This is a genomic window from Gardnerella sp. DNF01205, from assembly GCF_049244135.1.
GTDB lineage: Bacteria > Actinomycetota > Actinomycetes > Actinomycetales > Bifidobacteriaceae > Bifidobacterium > Bifidobacterium leopoldii.
On record NZ_CP058378.1, the window covers coordinates 236,543 to 262,748 of the forward strand.

Sequence of the window (26,206 nt, forward strand, 5' to 3'; positions counted from 1 at the left end):
TAGTTAATAATTAGCGATTAATTAATAATTTTAGTAAATAATAAGTAATAGCAAAGGAGGGAGTTATGCTCAGACTGTTTGTGGCAGTTATGCCTGGGCTGCTCCCTCTTGCGCTACTCACAATGGGATTAAGCACATCGCTTACTGTTGGCGAGGGGCGAGATAAGCCTCTAAGCGCACGTTGGAGATTGTATGGGCTGTCTGCAGGCACAGTTGCAGCTCTTATTTTTGCTATACTTCGCGCATCTGTGGTAATTAATCAGCGAAACTTTATTAATATGCCGGCGTTGTGCATTGCAGTTCCGCTTGATATTGCTGCAATTATTGTGGTTATCTTTTCACACAAAATAGTAAGAAATTGGCGTAATTGCCCGCTTTTAATGCACATAAGTAACGCAATTGGTGCATGTTGCTTAGCGTTTACTGTGTTTTATGCTTTGCCAGATGTTATTTTGCAGCTTACTATTTTCGTAGATTCAAGCACTCCGCCTTTTACATCAGACATGTTGCTTCGCGCGCTTGGTTTTGTACTTGGCGTTATTGCTGCTATTTGCTTAAGCCTTATGGTTCGTTCTTTGCGCACTACATCTAACGCTATTTGCTTCAAAATTGCTGTAGTTTTAAGCATGATTATTTTGCTAGTGCAACACATAACTTCACTTTTGCAGATTATGCAAGGAAGCATTCTGCTTTATATGGATGACTTTTCTTTCAGCGTGCTTGTTTGGCTAATTAATAACGCTCCATTAATGATTATGGCGCAAATTAGCGTGTTCATGATTCCTGCTGCTGCATCCGTAATAATCGGCTTTAAAACGGCTGTAGTTGGTGAAAATGCTGCAGAAATTCGCACGAAGCGAGCGTTTAAAAGGAAATCTCGAAAGTCTGCGCTCGCAGCTCTTTTGGCTGCTATCACAGTAATACTTACGCTTACTGTAGGCGTATCTATTATGAATATTAAACCAACTCTTACGCCTCCAGAACCGTACGAATTGCACGATGGTGTTGCGACTATTAATTACGTTCAAGTTTCAGATGGTCATTTGCATCGCTTCCAATACAAAGCAAAAGACGGCACTGTTATGCGCTTTATAATCATTAAAAAGAATGGTGGAGCGTATGGCGTTGGCTTGGATGCTTGCGAAAACTGTGGAGATGCAGGCTACTATGAAAAAGACGGTAAGATTATTTGCCGTAAATGTGACGTAGCAATTAATTTGGCAACTATCGGTTTTAAAGGTGGTTGCAATCCGATTCCGTTCCCGTATAAGGCTGGGCATGGCAAAATCACAATTCATACTGCTGATTTAGACGTGCTCAGTTCGCATTTTAAGTAAGGGAGAGTTGCTATGTTTATGATGCGCATGGTTGCTCGATCTCTTGTGCGGCAATTGAAAAAGCGTGTGTTAATTGCTCTCGTAGTGTGCTTAAGTGCGTGCGTTAGTGTGTCAATGCTTAGCGTTGTGTATGACGTTGGAGACAAAATTAACGCAGAGCTCGGCTCGTACGGTTCGAATATTGTGGTTCAGCCAAAATCAAGTGCTGTTGTAAATGATTTGTATGCTTCTCGCGAGCAGATTGATACTAATGGTTCTGGGAGTTTAAAGGCTGCGGAAAGCCACGAGTCTACTGCTTCGCTAAAAGAATCTGATGCTGCAAAAATAAAAATGATTTTCTGGGCGTTTAATATCACTAATTTTGCGCCAAAAATAAAAGTTCACGCAAATCTTGAAGCGAAATCTTCTGGCGATTTGGTAGTGCCTATTATTGGAACTTGGTTTAATCGTAAGCTTGCGCTCGCTTCCGGGGAAACAACGGTTGTTGGTGTTAGGGGTTTGCGCTCTTGGTGGAAGATTAATGCAGGTCGTTGGGCAAAAGATAATAAATCTGAAGCAATGGTAGGTGCGCAGCTAGCTGAGCATTTGCACTTAAAAATTGGTCAGCGTTTGCGTTTGATTCGTGACGGGCGCGAGGTTTCGTTGCGCTTGGTTGGTGTATACGATTCTGGCGACGACGACAATAACGCAATCTACGCAAGTTCTAGTGATGCTCAAAGCCTTGCAAATAAACCGAATAAGGTTGATTCGATTGAAGTAAAGGCTCTTACTACTCCTGAAAATGATTTAGCGCGCAAGGCTGCTAAAAATCCGGCAGCGCTCAGCCAGGAAGAGTGGGAAACTTGGTATTGCACGGCTTACCCGAGTTCGATTACTTACCAAATTGAGGAGGTAATTCCTGGAGCTGTTGCAAAGCAGGTTCGTCAAGTTGCAGCTCTTCAGGGTAACGTATTAAATAAGACGCGCGCTGTTATGGTTTTGATGACTGCGTTGAGTTTAATTGCTGCGGCTGTTGCTGTGGCGAATCTTATGGCTGCTTCAATTTCTGAGCGTTCCGGTGAGCTTGCATTGCTTAAGGCTTTGGGTGCGCGTGATGGTGCTGTTGCTCGTCTTATGCTTATGGAAACTGCGGTTATTGCGTTTGGTGGAGCGTTACTCGGCATGGCTTTGGGATTTGCTGTTGCGCAGATTATTGGTTTCACAGTGTTCGGCTCTGCGATTTTGTTCCGACCGATGGTATTTGTTCTGGTATTCGTGCTGCTTGCGTTGACTGTGCTTGCGGCTGCAGGCTCGTCGATTCGTTCGATTTTGAGTGTGCGTCCTGCGGAGGTGCTTCATGGCAGGTAAATCTTATATGACTTCCAACAATTCTATGTTTATTACCATGCTATTTAGCGCGGTATTTCGTAGAAAATCGCGTGCTTTGATGGCTGTTATTGCAACGCTTGTTGGTGCTGCCACGCTGTTTTGTTTAGCTGCAATCTGCCTTGTTGTGCCTCAGCAAATGAGTGATGAAATGCGTGCGTATGGAGCGAATATTATCGTAACTCCAATTGAGGGCGAGTGGAAAAACGGTATTGATCGCGCAATGGTTTTGCACACAAATGATATGGTTCTTGCAAAAGGTGCTATGCGCTCTGCTACGTATCGTTACGAAAACGTGCGTATTAACGCAGCTCCGTATGTTTTAGCAGGAATAGACGTTCGTTCAGTAAAGTCGCTTAATAAGCATTGGAATGTAGACGGCTCTTGGCCTAGCAGTGGAAATGTTATGGTTGGGCGAGATGTAGCTCTTGCGATGGGCTTAAAAATAGGTTCTCGAATTGCGATTGCGTATAGATCCTCGGATAATACTGCCGGCTCGCATAAGCCAGCAGATAAATCTCTAGATAAGTCTGAAAATAAGTCTGCAGATAAGCCAGCGCAAAATTCATCTCAACAAAAGCTCGTTGAAGGCAGAGTCTCAACAGATATTATGGATACTCACGGCACAACTTTCCGAGTTTGTGGCATTTTGGACACAGGCGGCGCAGAGGATTCCATGTTATATGCGCTAAACGCAGATGTAAATTCTCTTACAGGAGTTAAGCGTGGTACGGATGTTATTGCTTACTCGTCTTCTGCTCCTAGTGTTGATGCTGTTGTGAGAAGTATTAACGACATGACTTCTATGCGTGTGCGCGCTCAGCAAGTTACTAAAGTTACTGCTGCTGATACGGGCATTATTACTATGTTGCGCAGCCTGTTCTGCATTGTGTCGCTAGTTGTTCTAGTGTTGATGATGGTTGGCGTGAGCACTACGATTTCTTCGATTGTGCAACAGCGTCGAAATGAAATTGGTTTGCGCAAAGCTTTGGGTGCGAGCGCACGGAGTATTGGCGTGGAGTTTACTGCTGAAGCTGGATTATATGGCTTCGTTGGTGGCGTTGCTGGTACCGCAGTAGGGTATGTGTTTGCACGTTTGCTTGCAGCAATGGTGTTCTCTAGAGATTTGGGCGTGAATTGGTGGCTTGTTGCGTTCTCGGTGGCGTTTAGCATTATTGCATCTTGCGTTGCTGCGTTGCCGCCTGTTTTGCGCGCTTCAAAGATCGATCCTGCGATTGTGCTTCGAGAAGAATAATTTTAAGCGTAAATTTAGAGATTGTTTAAGATTTGAGTTAAGGATTTAATATGACAGAGAATGTAGAAAATAAGTTGGAAGGCGCGGAGTCTAAGCCAAAAATGCTGTTGACTTTGGATCATATTTCCAAGATTTACGGATCTCTTCGCGCGGTTGACGATTTGTCGCTTACTGTGCCAGAAGGCGAGTGGCTTTCTATTGTTGGCTCGAGTGGCTCTGGCAAAACAACACTTATGAACATTATTGGCTGCATGGATTCGCCTTCCAAGGGTTCCGTGTCTTTGCAAGGTCGCAAACTTGAGGATTTGAATGCCGGTCAGCTTGCTGACGTTCGTAAAAACGTAATTGGCTTAGTTTTTCAAAAGTTTTATCTTGTGCCGCATTTAACGGCAGTTGAAAACGTGATGGTTGCGCAATACTATCATTCTGTTGTTGACGAAGCTCAGGCAATGGATGCTTTGGATCGAGTTGGCTTGAAGGACCGCGCTCACCATTTACCAAGCCAGCTTTCTGGCGGCGAGCAGCAGCGTGTGTGCGTTGCTCGCGCGCTTATTAACTGTCCGAAGTTGCTGCTTGCGGATGAGCCGACTGGTAATTTGGATGAAAAAAATGAGCAGATTGTGCTCGATTTGTTTAAGCAGCTGCACAATCAAGGGACTACGATTATTGTTGTAACTCACGATTCTCTGGTTGCTCAATGCGCGGATCGCGAAATTATGCTTAATCACGGTGTGCTTGTTGGTGAGCGTTGGAATAATGAGAGTGCGCGCAAAGCGTACGAGGCGATTGGTGGCAAGCCTGCGTTTACGAGTGCTCACGTTGATGAAAGTGTTGTGGAAGCTTTGCAAGACCATGAGCCTACTAAGTCGCCTAAATTAGCGAATTTAGATGATTAGTTGCGCAAGATTTTAAAATATACAAGATTTAAAGGCGATGATTTTATGATTTCAGATAATATGTTTCACGATGTTTCACGCGATGATTTGAAATCCAAAAAAGTTGCAAAAACCGTTGCTACGCTTGCAATTGTAGCTGCATCTTCTGCTATGTTGTCGGCTTGCGGTGAACCTAGTGCTGTGCCAATGAATGATGAGTTTGCTGGCAATTCTGGTCAGAGTGCAGATGATGGTGGTAATCCTTCAGGCAAGTACAATGCTGGTGCTCAGCAATCTAAGTCTTCAGCTCAAAGTGAAGATTCTGGGGATTCTAAAAACCAGTCTAAAACTGATACTGGCAATTACAAAGATGGTGACTACAAAATCAAATCCACGTATGGTCCGGTTTCAGAAGACAGTTTTGATGTACGCTTAAGCGTTGCAAATGGAAATGTTAGCGATGTGCAGATAACATCTCATCCGTTTACGCCGATTTCAAAAGGCCACATGGACGCATTTTCAAAAGCTATACCTGGCAAAATTGTTGGAAAGTCACTAAAAGATTTGCATATTTCGGTTGTTGCTGGAGCAAGTTGGACTAGCGATGCCTTCAACAAAGCGCTTGATGTTGCTCGCCAAGAGGCCTCAATTCAACCCGTGCAATAAATGTACTCAAAACTTAGTGCTCAACGTAATGGTAGATTGCCAATAAGCTTAAATCCTTAAAAATCGCTTTTATCCGTAGGGTGACCTTGTGGGCGCTTTATGACTCGACACAAAATCACTAATGCTAAGACACCATTTGCAATTCCGTAGTAATAAATCCAAGGAACGTGAATAAGCCCACAAATAAAGCATGTAATAATATTTGTTAAATTATTTGAGTAATTGTTAAGTATTTGCTTATTTTGCAATTCGACTTTTTTGCGTTTTAGTGCGACAACTTTGTTTTCTTCGGCACTTTCGCTTTTGTCGTTTTCTGAGCCGTAGCTGTTTTTAACATTGTTGTCATAGTTATCGCAATTATCGCAGCTATCGTAATTTTCAGTATCGCAAGCTTTTTCGCTGCCTGTGCTCTTAAGTTCACTATCTCTACTTATACTGTTAGTGTTATCGCTATCAAGCTCAGCTATATTATTTGTGTTACTTGCATTTTCGCCTTCAAGAACATTCTTGCGCAAGAAAAAATATGCATAAGAATACATTGCAACAGAAAGAAGTCCTAAAACAAGCCACAAAACAAAAAAGCCAAAACTACGCATAAAAGCAGCTGCCGAGGCAAACGCCATCGCAGCTACTTCTGCGGAGTGCAATACTACTAATCGTTTTGTCATATAATCCTGCTGCAATCATTATTGAAAATGAGTTTTCAACGCAACCAAAAGTCGCATACTGTCACTTATTATAATCACATTTGACTTACATGCATTACTTGTAATCATTTCTTGCTACACAATTTGCTCTATTTTGTGCGCACTTATAAAGTAAAATATAAGAAAAGTAGCGTGAAATTGCAAGAAAGCCATTATGCAAAAAACGTATGCAATAGTAGATAACGACCCATTAGTTTTAGCGGTTATGCGAAACGTGCTCAGCAAGCTTTTGCCAAGCGAGTACGCGTGCAAATGGTGCGTAAAATCTGGAGCGCAAGCTTTGGAATACTGCCAAGTAGCAAAAACTACTCCGGATTATATTTTGATTGATATGTCAATGAAAGACATGTCTGGAGTAGACGTAATACGCGCAATTCGTGAGAAAAACAATAGCATTATTTTAATTGGTATGACTTCGTATGACTGCAGATCCTATGCTTCGTCAGTGGCGCAAGTTGGTGGGCAGGCAATGGTTGCTAAAGACAATTTCAAAGGGCTAGCAGAAGCTTTGCAATATTGTAATAATCAGCACGCGTATGGCTGCCGTTGCGTTAAAGACGTTGCTTACGATTTTGCTACACCGCAAGAATCTTTTATTAGGCTTTCTAAATCAAGATCGCGTAGCGTTTTGCCGCCTCAAGAACTAAAAATCATGGATCTGCTTGCTAAAGGCTACACAACGAATCAGATTGCGGCTCAACTTGGTCTTATGCCAAACACTATTAACACGCATATTCATAGAATTTACAAAAAATTGCATGTTTCTAACCGAGTGCAAGCAATATCCGCATTTGCTGCAATGCAAAATCGTGAGCAAAATAGCAATCTGCAATATTTGAATGATTCGCCGCAGAATCATACGAATATTTTGCAAGAAACGGATAACGCATGTTAATGAAAACATTTTCGCGCGTTATTGAGTTGGTTAAAAGCTGGAAAATTCAGCGAACTTTATTCATAATATTGGCGATTCTTGTAGTGTCAATGGATGTGCAATCTTGTAATACAGCTGGGTTGTGGCACAATCCATTACAATCTGCGTGCCAATACGTTTGGATGTTTGCAACTTTTCTTATGATTGCTTTTCCGCGTCAAATATCACTCGTAACTCCGATTTTTTATTGCGTAACGTTAGCAGTACCAGGCGTAAATGCAACTTGTGTGCTTTTTGCGCTGCTCGCTGGCATGCTTGTTGCAGGCTTTTACGATTCGTGGAAGTATTTGCTTTGCGCTTACATAGTTTCGCTTAATATTATGTACTTTGCAAAAATGGCGTACATTCCGCTTACTTTTCCTTGTTTTGTTCTTATTTCTATGATTTGTGGCTACGCTTTGCGCAAATATTTGAACATGTTGGAAGAAAATAATCGCGCAAAAATGGATATTGTACGAAGTAAGTTCCAGTCTTATATTGCGTCTGTTGCGTTGCAATTGCATGACGATGTGAACAATGAGATTACTGATATTACGTTGCTTGCAACGGATGCTTTATATGTTGAGAACAATGAACATACAAAAGAATCGTTAGAGCAGATTATTGAACATTCGCGTAATGCACTTTCCAAAGCGAGACTTGTTATCAGCCTGCTTGAGCAAGCTGAACAAAAGTATGATGATTCTTTAGATTCAAATATTGCTAGTACGCAGTTTGTTTATAGTTCTAATAACAATGATTGCATGAATTTGACTGATTTTTTATGCAATATTCGTGCGCGTTTACAGGCTGAACGGCAAATTTGTGAGCAGCTTGGGTACTATGGCTCTTTAATAGTGGTTGATAAAAGTTCGGGGAGTGGTGATTTTGCTGCATCTGCAACTGTTAGTACTGAAAAAGCTCAATGTGCTATTCGCATGTGCAGTGAGTTGCTTACTAACATTCGTAAGCATTGCAGTACTAGCGTTGACTTTTCTATGAACGTTACTGTTGATGAGCGAGAATGCAAAATAATGTGCATGAATTCGTTGTCGAATAAGTTTGGTGGAAGACTTGTTTTTGGCAAAGGGTTACTATTCCACAAAAAATCTGTGGAACGTTTAGGTGGATCTTTAAACGCGCAAAAAGATGATGACACTTGGCTGGTCAATGTTGTTATTCCACTAAACTAGCAGTACTTAAACTCTCGAGTTATCGTGGCAGTTTTTGCGAATTTTGCAATTTTTGCCACGATAACGTGTGATTTTTGTGTTTTATAAGTCTTGTAATACAATTCTTTTATCTTCTGCAGACTGCTTAGATGACTTATCGTCTTTCTTAAGAGAATGCGCATATCGAATAAGACTTCTTGCAATAAAGAACACTAATACGCATATAACAAGTGCAATAAGAATGTCAATTATTGGACCAAATAATGCATAGCTCATGATTCATCCTTTCTTTTTCTATATTCGTTTATGAGTGTTCGAGCTGTGTCAACATCGTATTTATCGTCAATAGCAAGACTCTTTACTAAAAGAACGAACGGGTCTTCTGGTTCATTGTCGCTTATGCGCAGCTTTTCAATGAGCCGGTTAAGCCTGATTCTCATCGTTGGGTAAGAGACTTGATACATTTGCGACATTTCTTTTAACGATCCAGACGATAATACAAAGTTCTTTATAAACGACATATCTTCGTCTGTGAGATTAGCCATCCATTTTGGAATATGATCCATATCACCCCTTTCGTCAACCTATAAAACTTTAATTAAATTAAACTTTTATTAAAAATATTAAAGTTGTTATATGAGTTTGTCAAGAATAAACATGAGAGATATGACACAAAGCGGCATTTTTATGTCGCCAAAATTGTCGCTTTGTCGCCAATGGATACAAAATTTAGTCATTTTGCTTAGAGCTAAGAACGTTCAATAAGTTTATAATTTCATCAAGTTCGCTTGAAAATGTTATTCCTTTTGTATAACTATATTTTTTAAGCAAGTTATCGTGGCAAAAATTGCAAATCTTACAAAAACTGCCACGATAACGTGTATGACATAGCAACGAAACAGCATTCTGCATTGCAAATTAACCGCTTACTTGCATCTTCTGTGCAAAGCTTCGTCCAAATACTCGATTAAAACGTGTCCAAATACTCGATTAAAGCGCAAGAAAGCACAATGACTATTTCTCTACATGAAGTGGAACATGTACATTAATAATCCACGAATCGCCATCTTCAATAACTTTAAAAGTTCCGCCAACTCGTTCCGCAAGCATCTTATGAAAACGCAGTCCATATCCTAATTGCAAGTTAGCAAGAACGCCTCGTTGCGCACTATTTATACACGTAATATGACATTCATGGTCATTAAGCATTACATTCATGGCGTATTCTTTAGGTTTTGCAGCATGCTTTTTTACGTTCGCAAGCAGTTCTCTGCAAATATATTCAATTTGAGCACATTCTTCAAAAGGTAAATGTGCTGATCTCGAATTTTCAGTAGCTAAATCACTACTCAAGTCAATGGAACCAATATAGTCAAGCTTTTCAAATGACTTTTGTTCACAGTCAAATAAAACACGTAAGCCTGTGCAAAAATCTTTATAAAATGTAGTCGATTGCATAACATCGCCAGTGCTTGCAGTTGTAGCATTGTCAAGAAGAGAAATAATATTACGTGCTCTATGAACAGTTGTAGTAGCACGTTGAAGAATCTCTCGCGAATTTTCATGCTCTTGGTCATGAGTTGTTTGAGGTTCAATAGATTGTTGAGCTATCATCATAATGCTGGAAAGCTCATTAGTTACTTCATCGTGCATGCGAATTGCTGCAATAGTGGCATATTTTTGAAAAATGTTGTAACGCTGTGCAAATAACTGTTCCTGCTGTTGGTGAATAGTGGAAATATAGTATTTTACGATTGCGCTAGAAATAAGAGTGATAAGAAGCCACCACGCTAACACATAAGCGTTTTGAAAATCGCAGATAATAAAGAACCATGAAGAAACTCCGCAAGAAGAAAGCACAGTGTACCAAGGTTGAGTAATTACAGCAATTGCTAAACAAATCAATATGGTAAGCATCATAGATGAGTAGTTGATATTTGGCGCAATAATTACCAACGGCATCCAAATAAGCACAATAAAAGATGCTTTACGAGGCCATATTGCAATACATAAGCAGATTACAATCCATACTATTTCAACCGTAATTGCATGCCAATTAGAGTAGTAATGAAGATTATTATAGGAACAAATTTCAAGAATCAAAGTACAACTTATGATTGCGCCAATTCCAATTTTCTGCCAGGCATCATGCGGCAAAAAATTGATCATACGCGTTAATAATTTCATAACTACCTACTTTTACATGTTAATTTCTTACACGTTATATGTCATGCGAATATTTTGCGAGCGCAGCGAGTGCTTGCATACGACTTTTAACTTGAAGTTTTCCATAAATACGCCGTAAGTGCGTGTTGACTGTTGAAACTTTCACATTAAGCTGATCTGCAATCTCTTTCGTAGAAGATCCCTGTTTGCACAAGCGCATAATTTCCGATTCTTGAGGAGACAAAACTGAGGTCTTCGGAAGTTGAGAAATCATATTGAATGATTCTTGCGGAGTGTGAAAATAGTCAATATATTGTGGCAATTCTGGGCAACCGTAGCTTGTTGTGCGCGATTGAATAGCTGCAACTATGTCTGCTAAATTGTCTTTATGTACTAGCGCTTGACCACCCGACTTAGCAACTTGCAATACGTATTCATCCAGCATGTAGGAAGTAATGCCAATCAAAACAATATTGCTATTGCGCTCGCGAATTGCCTTAATTACATCAACACCACTCATTTCTCTCATTGACATATCTACTAAAAGTATGTCAGGAGTATTTTCTGTAACGCAACGATGAATAGCTTGTTTTGCAGAAGAACACATCCATGCACAAACAAAGTTTTCAGGCAAACGACTTCTCAGAAGAAGTTGCATATATCGCAATACAAGCGTGTCATTATCAACAATTGCGTAAGTAGTGTTCATACAATATATGGTATCTTGTTTTGGAATCCGCTTATCAAGAGATGTGCGATTGTATTGTTTTTCTCAAATTATCAAGATTGTACACATTAAAGTGCCATACGCTAGCACTTTCCGTTGGCACACTCCATTCTTCGGTTTTACCATTCGCAGTAAAGCGAATTATTTGAGTTGTTGGCTTATTTATAACTTCAAAATTAGTGAGTTGATTCCACGGAATGCGATGAAGATGCTTATCGTCTAATTTAGCTAGATTACCCGAGCCTAAAATGGTATTCGGATTAACAACAATAAACTCATTATTAGTGGCAGCAACAATACGCGCATCAACACTTTGCGCTACATAGAATAATTTAGGTAACAAAAATAGTTTGAGTAAATCTTTCCACCAAGGGTCGTATTTCATGGTAAATACATACGTCTTATCAACTGAAAGATTGTGATCTTTAAAGTACTTGACGATATCTTCTTCTCGTATACCGCGCAAAGGATTGGTCATAATAAGCACCTCCTTGTGATTCTTGTTTTGTAAATTACCAACATACTAACGTTCAAATTTTATCTACACAAATAGGCGTACTTATTTTTAACGATAGCGTTTTTAGAAAACTTTTTAAAACTTTTACGATTAGCAGTTTGTATGTTCTCAACAATCAACATTTAAGAACATTTCCGTTTTGGAACCATTCTTAAATAAAGACATATTTATGGAGTTATCGTGGCAAAAATTGCAAATCTAACAAAAACTGACACGATAACGGATGTGTTTGGGTTGATTTTTGCAGCATAAAAATTTCTACTGAGCCCAAAAATAACAATCACAAGTATTGCCAATTTTACTGTGTCACTAAATATAGTTACAGCTGATTACATGACAGTATTTTTTTATTACACTGAGAGCCATTGCACAATTTATTTGTACAGCAAAATAACGTTTTAAGGAAAGGAATTATGCGGTGAAGCGCTTAGCAAAGACAGTGTTAAAGAAACTCGGTGGTTCTGTTGGTATTGCATTTCAATTGGGTATTGCGCATGGCAATGTCGTGACCAGTGGGGTAGGTGAATCATTATGAAAAAGCAAATTTTGGCTTATTTTAAGCGACTTATCAAACGAGAAGCTACTTATATGCCGTTGACATTTATTGGCTTGCTTGGAATTTTTGCAATATTTAGTGGCAATACAATTGCTTACATTTCATCTCCAAATAGGTGGATTGAAACATTTGTTTTTACACTTATTGTTGCTTTTGCACGTGCCTTCATACCTGATGATCGTTATTGAACAATTTATTTCATAAAGATTAGCGAAATGCACACAGCACTTCGCTAATCTTCTATTTCATATTTTCTAAGTTATATTACGGTAGATTTTAATCCTATTTAGTTGTTTTTTATTTATCAGTAACTTTTTGGTTGCTGTCTAGGATGCTAATATGCAATATTCATAGATTACATTAAGAAGAAGGAATATCATGAGTCAAGATTTTGGAGTAAAAAATTGGAATCCATCTGCTGCAGCAAATACTAGTGACGATGACGATGAGCTTTCTGAAGAAGATTTTGATAAATTGGCTGCAGAGCTTGAGCAATTCTTTACCAAGTATGTAGTGTTAGAAAATAATAAGTTTGTAGTTCATGACGATGCGATTATTGCCGATGGTTATGGAGAATATTTAGAAGGCTTTCACATCTTAGCAGAAAAATTCACTGCTGGTCTTGAAGAGGACAGATAGCGTAAATTAACCACGATAACGCGTATAACATAGCGAATGTGCAATTAAAGTTATACGATACAGTCGCGTAATCAGTTAAAAAATATTGCCTGTTCATCAACGATATTGATTAACAGGCAATATTTTCAAAACAACAAAATTTGGCAAATAGCCTAAATTTTGTGGCTAAACCATTTACTATTTTGCTACGTCAAGAACTACTAAACGTTGTCCGCCATAAGTTCTGGCATCAAGACAGGTTTGAATAAAGTAAGCAGATTTAGGGAATTGCTCAACATATCCTTTGAACTGGCTTAACAATTTATCCGCGCTGCCTCCTCCTTCAAAGTCTTTATAATCTGCCACTTTATAGTCTTTGCCGTTTAATTTAACTGGTGTGCCCTTTTGAAGTTTCTTTAATAACATTCCTGAAGTATTTAAACGGTCGACGACCATGTAGTGACCAGTAATGACTTGGAACCAGTCGTCTTGAAGTGTCCAATGATAAAAAGCATCTTTCACGTAGGCCAACTTATCAGGATAAGCGTCCCAAATAACGGGTTTAGTTTCACCTAGTGCTTCAAAAGTTCCTTTTTCGCCTTTCACAAAAGCCTCAGGAACGTTCTTTTCTGAAGGTTTTTTGATTGATTTTGAATGTTTTTTAGTTGACTGATGGGTTATTTTCGTAGACGCTGAATTGTTTGCTTTGGAGCTACCGCAGGCCGCTAGCCCCACCAGCGAACTGAATAGCACTACAACACAAAGTACTTTTTTATAAGTCATTTTCCCCATAACTGACCTTCTTTCTTCGTATAGATGTGACTAACAACTGCTAGGCATCCTTATCAATTTGGATTCCAAACTTGAGCGCCTGCTCAGTTCAGCCCAAAACGCTTAGTTTAAACGGAGGATGAATTGATAGTCACTGCTGATTTTTGCATAAAGGGATTAACAAAACCAGTTTCTTTTCCATAGTGTACCATAAAGGCTGAGGGGGCTCATGTTACTTTCTAATTTTTCAGTTTTTATGTATACGATATTTTGGTTCAATAATTGACTTAGATAAATTAAATTGGTTAACTAATTAAATTAATTAGTTAACCAATCGAACAGTCAGTTAATCAAATAAACAATCAATTATGCGACTAGAAGTCCCAATCGTCGTCGTCGGTTTCAACAGACTTTCCCATGATGTAGCTGGAGCCAGAGCCGGAGAAGAAGTCGTGATTTTCGTCGGCAGCAGGAGATAGAGCTGCGAGAATTTCTGGGCTTACGTGAGTTTCTTCTTCGCTGTACTTAGCAGGATAGCCAAGATTCATCAAAGCCTTGTTAGCGTTATAACGAACGAAGTCAAAAACGTCATCGTGGAAGTCAAATCCTTCGTAAATCTGACCAGAATACTCAACTTCCAAATCGTACAAAGTATCGAGCAAGTTCATAGTGAACTTTTCAAGATTCTTCTTATCGTTCTCGCTTCTAAGCTCCAAACCGCGCTGGAACTTGTAACCAGAATAATAGCCGTGAATCGCCTTATCGCGCAAAATCAAACGAATCATATCGGCAGTGTTCATCATCTTTCCGCGAGAAGCAAAATAAAGCGGAAGGTAGAATCCCGCGTAAAGAAGAAGTGAAGAAAGCATAGTTGCAGCAATCTTGCGCTTAAGCGGATCTTCGCTCTCGTACTCGCAAAGCACAGTGGTGACGCGCTGCTGCAAAACATCGTTGCCAACAGCCCAACGGTAAGCTTCGTCAATTTCCTCGCTAGAGCAAAGAGTAGAGAAAATAGAGGAGTAGGAGCGCGCGTGAATCGACTGCATAAAAGCAATATTCGTGTAAATAGCCTGCTCGTGCTCAGTGCGAGCGTGCTCAATCTGGCAAAGCTCGCCAATAGTTGCCTGGCTAGTATCAAGCAAAGTCAAGCCCGTAAAAACGCGAGTAGTGGTCTTGCGTTCAAGATCGGTGAGGGAACGCCAAGAAGGAATATCGTTGCTCAGCGGCACTTTTTCAGGAAGCCAGAAGTTAGCAATAAGACGATTCCAAACGTCCAAATCCTTGTCGTCAACAATATTATTCCAATTAACTGGGCGTACACGCGATCCGTGATGGTAGCGGTACTGAGATGGTGTGATAGAAGCTGCCATCATAGCGTCATCTGCGATTACGCGATTTGTGCCGAAAGGCTTATCGAGGCTACTGCGCAATGCTGTTGGATCGAGCGCAGTTGTATCGAGTTCTGTCATAATTACTCCTGATCTTGTGTTTACGTTTTACAAAATTTTTAAGTTTTTTTATTTAATTTGGAAATATCTACGTAGCTAAAATTTTTATCACTACTACTTATAGTGTGCAGCTTACGCAACCTTCAATTTCCGTACCTTCCAAAGCTTTCTGGCGAATACGAATGTAGTAAAGAGTCTTAATGCCCTTGCGCCATGCGTAAATCTGAGCCTTATTCAAATCGCGAGTAGTCGTAGTGTCTGGGAAGAACAAAGTAAGCGACAATCCCTGATCCACATGCTGAGTTGCTTCAGCGTAAGTATCAATAATTGCCTTCCAGCCAATCTCGTAAGCATCCTTAAAGTACTGCATATTGTCGTTCGTCATGTATGCTGCAGGGTAGTAGACGCGACCAACTTTGCCCTCTTTACGAATCTCAATGCGAGAAGCAATTGGGTGGATTGAACTCGTGGAATGGTTGATGTAAGAGATTGAGCCAGTTGGAGGAACAGCCTGCAAATACTCGTTGTAAATGCCGTCGCGCAAAATCTCGTCGCGCAGTTGCTCCCAGTCTGAAACACTTGGAATCGCAACATTGAAACGAGCAAACAAATCGCGAACCGCTTGAGTGCGAGGCTCAAGAGAACGACTTCCATCAGTGTATTTATCGAAATAGTTGCCTTTTCCTGCAGGCTTAGCGTAGGCACTCGTTTTAAAGCTTGCAAAAGCGTGTCCGCGCTCTACAGCCAAAGCGTGAGAAGCCTTATAAGCGTGGTAAGCAACAGTCATAAAGTACATGTCTGTAAAGTCAAGAGCTTCCTCGCTTCCGTACTGCATGTGCTCGCGAGCAAGGAAACCGTGCAAATTCATTTGACCCAAGCCAATAGCGTGACCTTCTGCGTTTCCGCGACGAATCGAAGGTACAGAATCAATCGAAGTGTGCTCCGAAACAGAAGTGAGCGCACGTACCGCCAAATCAACGCTTGCACCCAAGTCACCATCCATTGCCTTAGCAATATTAAGAGAGCCGAGATTGCAAGAAATGTCGCGGCCAACGTGACTATAAGATAAGTCAGCGTTATAAGTGCTTGCTTCCTGAGTTTGCAAAATCTCGGAGCACAAGTTGCTCATAGTAATGCGACCCTTAATAGGATTTGTGCGATTCACAGTATCCTCAAACAAAATGTAAGGGTAGCCAGACTCAAACTGAATTTCCGCAAGTGTCATAAAGAATTCGCGAGCGTCGATGTACTTCTTGTGAATGCGAGGATTTGCAACCATCTCATCGTAATGCTCAGTAACAGAAATGTCTGCAAAAGGTTTACCATACTCACGCTCAACATCGTAAGGGCTAAACAAAGCCATCTTTTCCTTACGCTTAGCAAGTTCAAAAGTAATATCTGGAATAACAACGCCCAAAGAAAGCGACTTAATACGAATCTTCTCGTCCGCGTTCTCGCGCTTAGTGTCGAGGAAACGCATAATATCTGGGTGGTGAGCGCTAATATACACAGCACCAGCGCCCTGACGAGCGCCAAGCTGATTAGCGTAAGAGAATGAATCTTCCAAAAGCTTCATAACAGGTACAACGCCACTCGACTGATTTTCGATGCGCTTAATAGGAGCGCCAAGCTCGCGCAAATTCGTAAGCAAAAGAGCCACGCCGCCGCCTCGTTTAGAAAGTTGCAAAGCAGAATTAATTCCGCGCGCAATAGACTCCATATTATCTTCCAAACGCACGAGGAAGCAGCTCACAGCCTCTCCGCGCTGAGCTTTACCAAGATTCAAGAACGTTGGAGTGGCTGGCTGGAAGCGACCTGCAAGCATTTCGTCCAAATAGTTGAGCGCTGCTTTTTCGTCGCCGTCTGCGAGTTCCAAAGCGACTGCAGCTGCGCGTTGAGCGAAGTTTTCCAAATACTGTTTGCCGTCGAAAGTCTTTAAAGCGTAAGAAGTGTAGAACTTAAAAGCACCTAAGAATGTGCCAAAAGTGTGGTGAGCGGCTTCTGCATGCTCGTAGAATTTATCGAGAAACTCATCGCTGTATTTGTTGAACACGTTGCCGTTGTAGTAATAGTTGTCAATCAAATAGTTCAAGCGCTCGCGAGTTGAAGCAAACTTCATGCTGTGTTCTTGCACGTAATCCGAAACGTAAAGCTTTTCTGCTTCCTGATCTTTATCAAACTGAATGCCTTTTTCTGGGTCAAAAAGACCGAGCATAGCGTTAAGAACGTGGTAGTCGCGGCTGTTGCGAATGCGCTCTGCTGTTGTGCTGGCAGTTGTGCTTGCAGAATCAGTGTGATCAAGATTAAGCGAAGTAGATTCGCTCATCGGATCCGTGCTATTCATGGGGTTTGTTCCTTTCTTCATGCGTTATTTTTGTTTTTCAAACGCTGTTTGTTTTGTTTCTTTTACTTATTTCGTTTATTTCGTTTGTTCTGTTTCTTTGAGTTGTTTTAAAAATCTCGGTATCCCATGCGCTACTTTTTCTATATCTTCTGCAGTTCCCGTGAGTTCAAACGAGTACATATTTGGGATTTTGCACTTTCCTGCAATTTGACCGCCTGCAGCGCAATATGCTTCTCCAAAATTTGTATTTCCGGAAGAAATTACCCCGCGAATAAACGAACGATTTTCGCGATTATTTAAGAATTTGCGAACTTGTATTGGTATTGCTTTCGCAATATTTCCACCGCCGTAAGTTGGAACAATCAAAACGTACGGTTCGCGCACGTTTAATTCCGGCTCTTTAGGGCGAAGTGGTATGCGGTACACGTTTACGTTATTGCTTGGAAAATCGCAATTTTGCACAAATCTTAACGTGTTTTCGGAAACTGAGGAAAAGTAGACTACAGCTCCGATTGATTCGCCTTGTGCGCGCGATTCAGGCTCGCTTTGTTGTGTTATATTTTCTTGCTCACACATTTCTTATGCTTCTTTTGCTGCCTCTGCGGAAGTTCCGAGTTTATCCGCAATTTGCGCAATTAGATCTGGACGGTACCCACTCCAGGATGCGTCGGGAGCAATGACTACTGGAGCTTGACGGTATCCGGCATTTCTTAACTGTTCGAGTGATTCAGGGCTTTTTGACAAGTCTACTGTTTCAAAGTTCACGCCAAGTTTTGTGAACTGTCGCTTAGTTGCATCACACTGTGGGCAATGAGGTTTAGTAAACACTGTGATAGTCATTTCAATCTCCTCTGGTGATGGGGAATTTTGCAATTCCGTGTTGTATCGACAAAAGCCAAGTAGTTAGCTTACTCTGAATAAGCACTATTTATAGTGGTGTGTCGACTGTGTGAACACTATATATAGTTATTATTTAAAATAGCTAAAAATAGCGTGTTTGTAAGCGTGTCGTGTTCTATGAAGTGAATATGGGTTTAGCTTTAACGATGAAAAATGTAATCTATCTCACAAAATTTATATTTGAAACTACTTAACTTACATATTGTTAAGCCTTGTGCATATCCGCCTATAAAATTATTAAGTGCGTTTCTTGAAGGGGCGTAACGCAAAATAAAAAATTGTGTATTTTGTAGATAATGCAGATTGCTTGGGTGCGCAAAGCATGCGTGCAAATAACAAAACAAGTACAAGATAAGAGGTGTCATTATGACTCAAGCTCAGGCAAATATTGGTGTTGTTGGTTTGGCTGCCATGGGTTCGAATTTAGCGCGTAATCTTGCGCATCATGGAAATACAGTAGCTGTTTACAATCGTCATTATTCTCGCACTGAAACTTTAATGAATGAGCATGGCAGTGAAGGTGCTTTTGTGCCTTCAAAAACTGTTGAAGAATTTGTGGCTTCTCTAAAGCGTCCGCGCACCGCAATAATTATGGTAAAAGCTGGTGCTCCTACGGATGCTGTGATTGAAGAACTTGCAAATGCTATGGAGCCTGGAGATATTATCGTCGACGGAGGAAACTCTTATTTTGAAGATACGATTCGCAGAGAGCGTGACATTCGCGCGCGTGGTCTTCATTACGTTGGTTGCGGTGTTTCTGGCGGCGAAGAAGGTGCTTTGCGTGGTCCTTCGATGATGCCTGGTGGCACTGAGGAATCTTGGAAGACTCTTGGTCCTATTTTGAAGTCTATTGCTGCTGTTGCTGAAGGTGAACCTTGCGTAACGCATATTGGTACTGACGGCGCTGGTCATTTTGTGAAGATGGTTCACAATGGCATCGAGTACTCGGATATGCAGCTTATTGCCGAAAGCTACGATTTAATGCTTCGCGGTTTGAGCATGAAGTCCGACGAAATTGCAGACGTGTTTAGCGAGTGGAATAAGGGCGAACTTGATTCTTATTTGATTGAAATTACGGCTGATGTGCTTCGCCAGAAGGATGCTAAGACTGGTAAGCCTTTGGTTGAGATGATGGTGGATCACGCTGGCATGAAGGGCACTGGCACTTGGACTGTACAGTCTGCGCTTTCGCTCGGCATACCAGTTACGGGTATTGCTGAAGCCGTGTTTGCTCGCGGACTTTCCAGCCAGGTTGCTTTGCGAGAAGCTGCTGAAAGCCAGGGTTTGACTGGTCCGGATGTGCATTTTGATTTGAGCGATGCTGAGCGTAAGGCGTTTATTGAGGATATTCGCCAAGCTTTGTACGCTTCTAAGATTGTTTCTTATGCGCAGGGCTTCGATGAGATTGCTGCTGCTGCAATTGAGCATGATTGGAAGATTGACCAGGCTGCGGTTGCTCGCATTTGGCGTGGTGGATGCATTATTCGCGCTCAGTTCTTGAACCGCGTTTCTGAGGCTTTTGAGTCCGGTGAAGCGAGCGTTTCTTTGCTTTTTGCACCGTACTTTAAGGATGCTATTGAAAAGTCGCAGGCTGCTTGGCGTCGTGTTATTGCGCGTGCAGTTGAGCACGGGGTTCCTGTGCCAGCATTCTCTAGCTTGCTTGCATACTACGATGGATTGCGTTCCAAGCGTTTGCCAGCTTCGCTTATTCAGGCTCAGCGTGATTTCTTCGGCGCTCACACTTACGGTCGCATTGACGAGCCAGGCGTATTCCACACTTTGTGGGCAGAGCCTAATCGCCCAGAAGTAAAGCAAGATTAAAACAAATAATATTTAGAGATAACAGACCTTTGCATTATTATGCAGAGGTCTGTTATTTATTGTTCTGAGTATTATGCATGTTGCTAGAAAGCTATACAAGTTACTTAATAGCAGCTTGCAAAGTTTCCGCGGTGGTTAGCCAAGAGATTTCGTCAGTTCCGTTTGCAAAAGACGCAGGATATTCTGGATTATTATCACCAGAAAGTACATTCATTAAAGCAGCGCCTTTTTCTTCTCCTGCAGTCAAGAACCAAGTTCGGTGGCTGTGAGCTAATACAGGAACAGTAAGAGTTAAGCGCATAGGCGGCAACTTAGGGGAGTGATTTACTCCAACAACAATGCGATCGCGATTATTAACCTGCGGTAATCCTGGGAAAAGTGAAGCCATATGCGCATCCGGCCCCATGCCAAGAATTGCTAGATCAAACACTGGCTCTTTGCCAAGTATGCTCACGATTTCTTCCTCATAGTCGCGCGCTGCAGCATCTAAAATAGCGTCATTTTCAGCGTCGCTGGCTGCTGCAATTTTCTCAGCATTACGCTCATCTGCAGGCATTTCGTGAATATGAGATTCTGCCAAAGCTTTGTTAGAAGTAAGTAAGTTAAGAAACATTTCGCGAGCCTTGCGCGCATTGCGATCCTCGCTATCATAAGCTACGAAACGCTCATCTGCCCACCAAATATGCACTAAATTCCAATTAATTGCTGGTAAAAGCGGGTTATTAGCAAGCATTTGGAACATGCGTATTGAATCTGTGCCACCAGTAAGTAATAAATGAAATGGTTTATTGAGATTTTGCACATCATTCTGTGATTCCATAATAAGCGTTACTAGACGTTGGGCTGCAACGGCTGCAAGCACATCGCGATTATCGTATCCGTAAATACTTGCGTTATGTGCAAAAGTAACTTCATTATTTGTCATAGTTGTTCCTTTTATGCAATTAAAAATATTTCACGAATTGTTTCACGTAATGTTTCACGCATTTTCTGAAGGATTATCTCGCACCAGCTGCGCGTAAATTTCGTCCGGATCAATGCGTCTCAATTCTTCGCTTAAGCAATCATCCAGAGTGCGAATAGGAAGCGCAATAGGTTGTGCAGCCTGTCCAGGCAGGCTAATCAAAGCTTGATCTCCGCCAGCAGGGCGAGTGAGTGACAATGTGCCATCCTCGCGTTCTAAAGTTACGGAAGTAATAGCTTGAGCTTCAGGATTTTCAACTATTTCTACAGGCACGTGCAAGCTACTCTTAAGCCAAGCTGCAAGTAAATGCAAAGACACGTAATGAGTAGGACCCACAACCTTTGCGCTAAGAATAGGCAAATGTGGAGGTTGATCGAGCATAGAAGCAAGTAACGCGCGCCAAGGAGTTAAACGCGTCCAAGACAAATCTGCATCTTGCGGAGACCAGTTTTTACGCAAGTTTTGCACAGTTTTAAGAGTATCGTCTGCTCGCTGTGCGTCAGTAATTCTGCTACTTGCCATAGCTCCAAGCAAATCGTGAGCAGGATCTTCCGGAGCGTTTGTTGGCCACCATGCAACAACCGGTGCATCTGGCACAAGTAGTGGAATGACAAGCGTATCCGGATGACGAACTAAACCGTTGTGCGGATACAAAATAATAATTTCGCCAGCTCCAGCATCTGCGCCAAAACGTACTTGAGCATCGAGATTCGGCACAACCTCACCGCGCTCAGCAGCGTGCTCGCTAGACCAATCTCGAACCATTGCAATAACTCGGCAAGGATGCTCGCGGCTAGCTGCGTTTGCTGCATCAAGTGCATGCTCTAACTCTTTAAGAGTTGTATCAATAAGCAAAGTGAGCACTCGACCAGTAGCAGATTCGCCGCGCTCTTCGTGCAATTCGTCGATTTTTGCTGCAATTTTGCTTGTATTAGTATCAGGAAGGTTGATAATCATGGCAGCCTCCAATGGCGATTATCTCGAGCAAGCATAGTATCAGCTTCTGCTGGACCCCACGTTCCAGCGCGATATGGTTGCGGTTGTGTGCTAAGCGAACTCCAGAATTCCTCAATAGGGTCAAGAATTTTCCAACTTAAATCTACTTCTTGCGTAGTTGGGAATAGCGGTGGTTCGCCAAGAAGTACGTCAAGAATCAAGCGCTCGTAAGCTTCAGGGGAACTTTCAGTAAAAGAGCGTCCGTAACTAAAGTCCATAGAAACGTCTCGAACTTCCATAGCAGTTCCGCCAGGGACTTTCGCACCAAAGCGCATAGTAACGCCCTCGTCTGGCTGCACTCGAATCACAATAGCATTGCTACCAAGCTCTCGAACTGCAGTAGACTCAAACGGCAAATGCGGAGCGCGCTTAAAAATAACAGCAATTTCCGTAACACGCTTGCCTAAACGTTTGCCGGTTCGCAAGTAGAACGGAACTCCAGCCCAACGGCGAGTATCAACGTCAAGTCGCACTGCAGCGTACGTTTCAGTAGTGCTTTTAGGGTCGATTCCTTGCTCTTCCAAGTATCCAACAGCTTTGTAAGAGCCTTGCCATCCTGCTGCATACTGTCCTCGAGCAGTATTGGCAGCCAAGTCTTGAGGTAGTCGGATTGCGGATAGAACTTTCGTTTTTTCAGCAGTCAAATCGCTAGCGCGGAAACTTACAGGCTCTTCCATAGCAGTAAGCGCCATAAGTTGAAGCAAATGGTTCTGAATCACGTCACGTGCAGCACCGATTCCGTCGTAGTATCCGGCTCTTCCGCCAATGCCAATATCTTCAGCCATCGTAATTTGCACGTGATCGACGTAATTTGCGTTCCAAATCGGCTCATACATTGCGTTAGCAAAGCGGAAAGCCAGCAAATTTTGCACAGTTTCCTTGCCTAAATAATGGTCAATTCGGAACACAGAATTAGGATCAAAAACTTCAGAAACGACGCGATCCAATTCTCGTGCGCTCGCTAAATCGTGGCCAAAAGGCTTTTCAATAATTACGCGTCGCCAAGCATGCTCAGAAGAGTGCGAAAGACCTGATGCTGCAAGCTGTTGGGCAACAACTGGGAAGCTGGAAGGCGGAATAGACATGTAAAAAGCGTGATTTCCGCGAGTACCTCTGTCTCGATCAAGTTCGTTCACTGTTTTGCTTAAACGCTCAAACGCGGACGCATCGTCAAAGGTGCCGCGTACGAAACGTATGCCTTTAGCGAGATTAATCCAAGTTGACTCACGAAATGGCGTTCTGCAATGCTGCTCAATATTTTCGCGCACAAAGTTTACGAAATGTTCATCCGTCCAATCGCGTCTCGCAAAACCAGTTAAACCAAATCCTGGAGGCAAAAGCCCGCGATTAGCTAAATCATATACTGCTGGCATAAGTTTTTTGCGTGCTAAATCGCCAGTAATGCCAAAAATTACTAGGCTGCACGGACCCGCAATGCGAGCTAAACGCAAATCACGTGGATCGCGCAAAGGATTCGTCCAAGTAGATACGCTTTCCCCAGCGTCTTGCAAATCACGTAGTGTCCTCAACTCAGTCATAGATACTATCGTAATATTTCGTAGCTATTTTCACCACGCAAAACGCAATTTATTATGCTTAATAACAGTATTAAAAAGTTTTAGCGCGTTATAACTCTAATTTTCAGCCGCCGCATACAGCTAAACGAATCATCTTCGCGTATTGTGGACCGCCAATTGGAGTTAAGTGAACTCCATCGTCAGTTAAATATTCCGAGTGACCATTACTCAAACCATGCCAGTCTATAATGCCAACATTATGATGAGTTGCTGCGAACTTGCGTAAGCTATCGTTCGTTGCATCCTGCCAAGGTTGCGGAACTCGTGTGGTAACGAAATAAACAGGTCTACCTTTTGCGACATCAACCATGTGTTGAAGCACGCTATCGTCATGAGGAGGACCGTTGGTTCCAAGAGCGAAAATCACCACATCTCCAGCGTGTTTTGCCGAAATATCTTTCTCGTATTCATCAGCTCCGTGGAAAATTTGTCTACTCACTTTTCCATCTATATAAGCGTTAGGCATAACTTGCATCAAATATGGTTTAGCGCCTTCAGTAATAGAATCTCCAACCATAGTTAAGTTTACGGAACAAGTATTGCGTCGTTTGTCGATCCGCGTATGAGTAGTAACAAGATTTCGTGGAACTTTTTCTGCAATAGGGAAGAGAATACGATACTTCGATGGTGTAGGTGGAAGAGACTGTTTTACTACATTCTTTTGCACACCTTTTGGAACTGCTTTTTCTTTTGTTTCTTGCTTAGAATTAGTTTTGTCAAAAGCAGTAGGTTTTTTATTTGACGATGAAGATTGCTCTACTTGTGCTGTCAATTCTGGGCGAAGCTGCATTGACCTATGCTTGGCTATATCCTGCCAATTTACTGGCAAGATAATTAACGACACAATAATTATGCAGCACAAAGTTAGTGAGACGGAGCGAATAAGCTTAAATAATTGTTGATCTTTTATTGGCTTTTCAAATAACTGATACAAGCATTCTGCAAGTGCAACTATTACTAGTGCTTGCAAGACTTGCTCTCCTGTAGAAATAGCAGTTGTTCTATTTGCTGGGTTGAATAATTCAAGAACAGGGAAGTGAACTAAATAAATTGCAAAAGAGCGTCTGCCGATATAGGCGAGTGGAGTCCATGCAAATATTCTCGAGCAAATATTATCAGTTTGCGTGCAAGACCATAGTATTAGTGTGCAAGCGGCTGCTGTTATTGTGTATCCGCCAAAAACAAATACTGAAGATGTGCCTTCTGCATACACGAAGCAGTAGCACAACACAATTGTTGCCAATAACCCAACGCAAGATCGCTGCCATGCACGAAGCGGATTATAAAAAACAGTTTTTGGCTTATTGAATGCGTTATTTGGAAGTTCTTGTATATCTGGAGTTACGCCATTATCTGATAAATCAATTTGTAATCCTTTACGCAAGTCAGCAGGTATTCCATCTTCAATAAACTCTTTTTCTTTATTTGCGCAGGATTTATCTGATTTTTTCGTTAGTGCTGAATTATCTACACTACTGTCTAACTTAACTGATGAAGCTAAGCTGACCGATATGTTCTTTTTGCCCATTAGCAAATGTAATGCATGAATAAGCCACGCGTGGAATGAATGTTTGACAAACCAAGCACCGTACATTGCTAGCATTGCACCCATTAAGAATTCTGATGCTCTCGTATCTAGAGAATAGTAGACGCGAGCTGGAGTTGTGTAATTGTTAAATAAGTAGGCAAAAGTAAAAGTAAGAATAGAAGAAAGTATGGCTAAGCCTGCTGTGATATACATGCGTATTAGCTTGCTACGCACGAATTTAATAAGTGCAGCAAGGATAATAGGCCATATAACAAAAGCCTGCATTAAAAGTCCGAGATACCAAAGATGTTTGATAGGAGAAGGTAGTCCGGACTGTTCAAAATATGAAAGTTTACGGGCAACATACATTATATTGCTAAAGAATCCGGAGCCTGAAAGAGCATCCGCTTGTAACTTTGGTAGTAGACTTGGCGAAAAAAGCCACATAATTGGTGCTGTTATAGCGATAATTCCAAGTGTTGACGGCCAAATTCTTTTTATGCGCTTTAGTAAATACTCCCAGTAATGCTTGATTCCTTGAGTATTTTTATTATTATCTTCGATATTTTTTGCATTTTTTGCGTTTTCATCTGCGTTTAAATAGCGCAGAACTGATCTCGTACAAAAATATCCTGCCAATACCAAAAATAGTGTTACTCCAAGGAATCCTCCCATAAGAAGGCTTGGACGCATATGAAAGCATACAATACCAATAATTGCTAAAGCTCTTAAACCGTCTATTGCTTTATTTCGCTTCGAAACAGTATTTGTAGGTAAAGTAGATGATTGTTTATTTTCAGCTTTTGCGCTATGAATAGTTTTTTCTACGGTATTATTTGCGTTTGCTGAAAGATTAGTTGAGGTCGTTTTACTAGCATTTTTTTCTGCAGGAACCTTCTTTGTTTTGAAGGATTGATCTGCTTGTGAAGCAGTGGAAGTGTTCACGCATCTCTTTTTTGTCATCTTGCCTACGCTTCGGTAAC

At 41.5% G+C, this 26,206-nt stretch carries 25 protein-coding genes; 10 read left to right on the forward strand and 15 right to left on the reverse strand.

Annotated features, from left to right (window positions below):
- The first annotated feature begins 65 nt into the window (after positions 1 to 65).
- From HXT47_RS00980 to HXT47_RS01000, 5 genes are read left to right on the forward strand one after another with little or no spacing between them, the layout of a single operon-like run.
- Positions 66 to 1,337: a DUF2318 domain-containing protein gene (locus HXT47_RS00980; RefSeq protein WP_101885848.1), complete on the forward strand. Its 1,272-nt coding sequence runs from the start codon at positions 66 to 68 to the stop codon at positions 1,335 to 1,337.
- 12 nt (positions 1,338 to 1,349) lie between these two features.
- Entirely contained in the window at positions 1,350 to 2,684 is a 1,335-nt protein-coding gene (locus tag HXT47_RS00985; RefSeq protein WP_421789117.1) for an ABC transporter permease, read from the forward strand.
- Positions 2,674 to 3,957, forward strand: coding sequence for an FtsX-like permease family protein (locus HXT47_RS00990; RefSeq protein WP_421789119.1), 1,284 nt, complete (start codon positions 2,674 to 2,676; stop codon positions 3,955 to 3,957). The genes HXT47_RS00985 and HXT47_RS00990 overlap by 11 nt, the downstream gene beginning before the upstream one ends.
- Positions 3,958 to 4,007: 50 nt before the next feature.
- Positions 4,008 to 4,853, forward strand: coding sequence for an ABC transporter ATP-binding protein (locus tag HXT47_RS00995; RefSeq protein WP_004105693.1), 846 nt, complete (start codon positions 4,008 to 4,010; stop codon positions 4,851 to 4,853).
- Between the two features lie 45 nt (positions 4,854 to 4,898).
- Positions 4,899 to 5,498, forward strand: a complete 600-nt coding sequence (locus HXT47_RS01000; protein ID WP_421789121.1) for an FMN-binding protein — start codon at positions 4,899 to 4,901, stop codon at positions 5,496 to 5,498.
- A 56-nt stretch (positions 5,499 to 5,554) separates the two neighbouring features.
- Here the strand turns inward: HXT47_RS01000 and HXT47_RS01005 are convergent, their stop codons facing one another.
- Positions 5,555 to 6,166, reverse strand: a complete 612-nt coding sequence (locus HXT47_RS01005) for a hypothetical protein (protein ID WP_004574157.1) — start codon at positions 6,164 to 6,166, stop codon at positions 5,555 to 5,557.
- A 193-nt stretch (positions 6,167 to 6,359) separates the two neighbouring features.
- On the opposite strand from HXT47_RS01005, the gene HXT47_RS01010 reads away from it, so the two are divergent.
- Positions 6,360 to 7,100: a LuxR C-terminal-related transcriptional regulator gene (locus HXT47_RS01010; RefSeq protein ID WP_421789123.1), complete on the forward strand. Its 741-nt coding sequence runs from the start codon at positions 6,360 to 6,362 to the stop codon at positions 7,098 to 7,100.
- Positions 7,094 to 8,311, forward strand: a complete 1,218-nt coding sequence (locus HXT47_RS01015) for a histidine kinase (RefSeq protein WP_421789125.1) — start codon at positions 7,094 to 7,096, stop codon at positions 8,309 to 8,311. Before HXT47_RS01010 ends, HXT47_RS01015 begins: the two co-directional genes overlap by 7 nt.
- An 81-nt stretch (positions 8,312 to 8,392) precedes the next feature.
- Here HXT47_RS01015 and HXT47_RS01020 read toward each other — a convergent pair whose 3' ends face one another.
- The 5 genes from HXT47_RS01020 to HXT47_RS01040 all read right to left on the reverse strand — a co-directional run bounded on the left by HXT47_RS01020 (position 8,393) and on the right by HXT47_RS01040 (position 11,661).
- Positions 8,393 to 8,566 carry a hypothetical protein gene (locus HXT47_RS01020; protein ID WP_004105682.1) on the reverse strand — a complete coding sequence of 58 codons (174 nt, stop codon included), beginning with the start codon at positions 8,564 to 8,566 and terminating at the stop codon, positions 8,393 to 8,395.
- A complete protein-coding gene (locus HXT47_RS01025) occupies positions 8,563 to 8,856 on the reverse strand; it encodes a DUF2089 family protein (RefSeq protein WP_004110367.1) in 294 nt (97 codons plus the stop codon). The genes HXT47_RS01020 and HXT47_RS01025 overlap by 4 nt, the downstream gene beginning before the upstream one ends.
- A gap of 448 nt (positions 8,857 to 9,304) precedes the next feature.
- A complete protein-coding gene (locus HXT47_RS01030; RefSeq protein WP_004574153.1) occupies positions 9,305 to 10,477 on the reverse strand; it encodes an exodeoxyribonuclease V in 1,173 nt (390 codons plus the stop codon).
- A gap of 34 nt (positions 10,478 to 10,511) precedes the next feature.
- A complete protein-coding gene (locus HXT47_RS01035) occupies positions 10,512 to 11,165 on the reverse strand; it encodes a response regulator transcription factor (RefSeq protein ID WP_004105678.1) in 654 nt (217 codons plus the stop codon).
- Between the two features lie 34 nt (positions 11,166 to 11,199).
- Positions 11,200 to 11,661, reverse strand: a complete 462-nt coding sequence (locus HXT47_RS01040) for a hypothetical protein (protein WP_004574152.1) — start codon at positions 11,659 to 11,661, stop codon at positions 11,200 to 11,202.
- A 570-nt stretch (positions 11,662 to 12,231) separates the two neighbouring features.
- On the opposite strand from HXT47_RS01040, the gene HXT47_RS01045 reads away from it, so the two are divergent.
- Positions 12,232 to 12,444, forward strand: a complete 213-nt coding sequence (locus HXT47_RS01045) for a hypothetical protein (RefSeq protein ID WP_004105675.1) — start codon at positions 12,232 to 12,234, stop codon at positions 12,442 to 12,444.
- Between the two features lie 190 nt (positions 12,445 to 12,634).
- Positions 12,635 to 12,895 (forward strand): hypothetical protein, encoded by a 261-nt coding sequence (locus HXT47_RS01050; RefSeq protein ID WP_004105674.1) that lies wholly within the window; start codon positions 12,635 to 12,637, stop codon positions 12,893 to 12,895.
- Positions 12,896 to 13,072: 177 nt separating this feature from the next.
- Here the strand turns inward: HXT47_RS01050 and HXT47_RS01055 are convergent, their stop codons facing one another.
- The 5 genes from HXT47_RS01055 to nrdH form a co-directional block, all read right to left on the reverse strand.
- Complete coding sequence (locus HXT47_RS01055; protein ID WP_004105672.1) at positions 13,073 to 13,666, reverse strand: hypothetical protein; 594 nt, start codon at positions 13,664 to 13,666, stop codon at positions 13,073 to 13,075.
- A gap of 353 nt (positions 13,667 to 14,019) precedes the next feature.
- Complete coding sequence (nrdF, locus tag HXT47_RS01060; protein WP_004105670.1) at positions 14,020 to 15,114, reverse strand: class 1b ribonucleoside-diphosphate reductase subunit beta; 1,095 nt, start codon at positions 15,112 to 15,114, stop codon at positions 14,020 to 14,022.
- Between the two features lie 97 nt (positions 15,115 to 15,211).
- Positions 15,212 to 17,437: a class 1b ribonucleoside-diphosphate reductase subunit alpha gene (gene nrdE, locus HXT47_RS01065; RefSeq protein WP_100066576.1), complete on the reverse strand. Its 2,226-nt coding sequence runs from the start codon at positions 17,435 to 17,437 to the stop codon at positions 15,212 to 15,214.
- Between the two features lie 75 nt (positions 17,438 to 17,512).
- The gene (nrdI, locus tag HXT47_RS01070) at positions 17,513 to 18,013 is read right to left on the reverse strand and encodes a class Ib ribonucleoside-diphosphate reductase assembly flavoprotein NrdI (RefSeq protein WP_004105666.1); all 501 of its coding nucleotides are present in this window, start codon (positions 18,011 to 18,013) and stop codon (positions 17,513 to 17,515) included.
- A 3-nt stretch (positions 18,014 to 18,016) separates the two neighbouring features.
- On the reverse strand, positions 18,017 to 18,277 hold the full coding sequence (nrdH, locus tag HXT47_RS01075; RefSeq protein ID WP_004574150.1) for a glutaredoxin-like protein NrdH: 261 nt from the start codon (positions 18,275 to 18,277) through the stop codon (positions 18,017 to 18,019).
- 426 nt (positions 18,278 to 18,703) lie between these two features.
- Between nrdH and gndA the strand changes: the two genes are divergently transcribed.
- Positions 18,704 to 20,158: an NADP-dependent phosphogluconate dehydrogenase gene (gene gndA, locus HXT47_RS01080; protein WP_421789127.1), complete on the forward strand. Its 1,455-nt coding sequence runs from the start codon at positions 18,704 to 18,706 to the stop codon at positions 20,156 to 20,158.
- Positions 20,159 to 20,258: 100 nt separating this feature from the next.
- On the opposite strand, the gene pgl is transcribed toward gndA, so the two are convergent.
- The 4 genes from pgl to HXT47_RS01100 form a co-directional block, all read right to left on the reverse strand.
- On the reverse strand, positions 20,259 to 21,083 hold the full coding sequence (pgl, locus tag HXT47_RS01085; protein WP_410297144.1) for a 6-phosphogluconolactonase: 825 nt from the start codon (positions 21,081 to 21,083) through the stop codon (positions 20,259 to 20,261).
- 54 nt (positions 21,084 to 21,137) lie between these two features.
- A complete protein-coding gene (locus HXT47_RS01090; protein WP_064340574.1) occupies positions 21,138 to 22,079 on the reverse strand; it encodes a glucose-6-phosphate dehydrogenase assembly protein OpcA in 942 nt (313 codons plus the stop codon).
- A complete protein-coding gene (zwf, locus tag HXT47_RS01095) occupies positions 22,076 to 23,656 on the reverse strand; it encodes a glucose-6-phosphate dehydrogenase (RefSeq protein WP_421789130.1) in 1,581 nt (526 codons plus the stop codon). The genes HXT47_RS01090 and zwf overlap by 4 nt, the downstream gene beginning before the upstream one ends.
- Before the next feature lie 103 nt (positions 23,657 to 23,759).
- A complete protein-coding gene (locus HXT47_RS01100) occupies positions 23,760 to 26,186 on the reverse strand; it encodes an acyltransferase family protein (RefSeq protein ID WP_415697926.1) in 2,427 nt (808 codons plus the stop codon).
- Positions 26,187 to 26,206 lie beyond the last annotated feature (20 nt).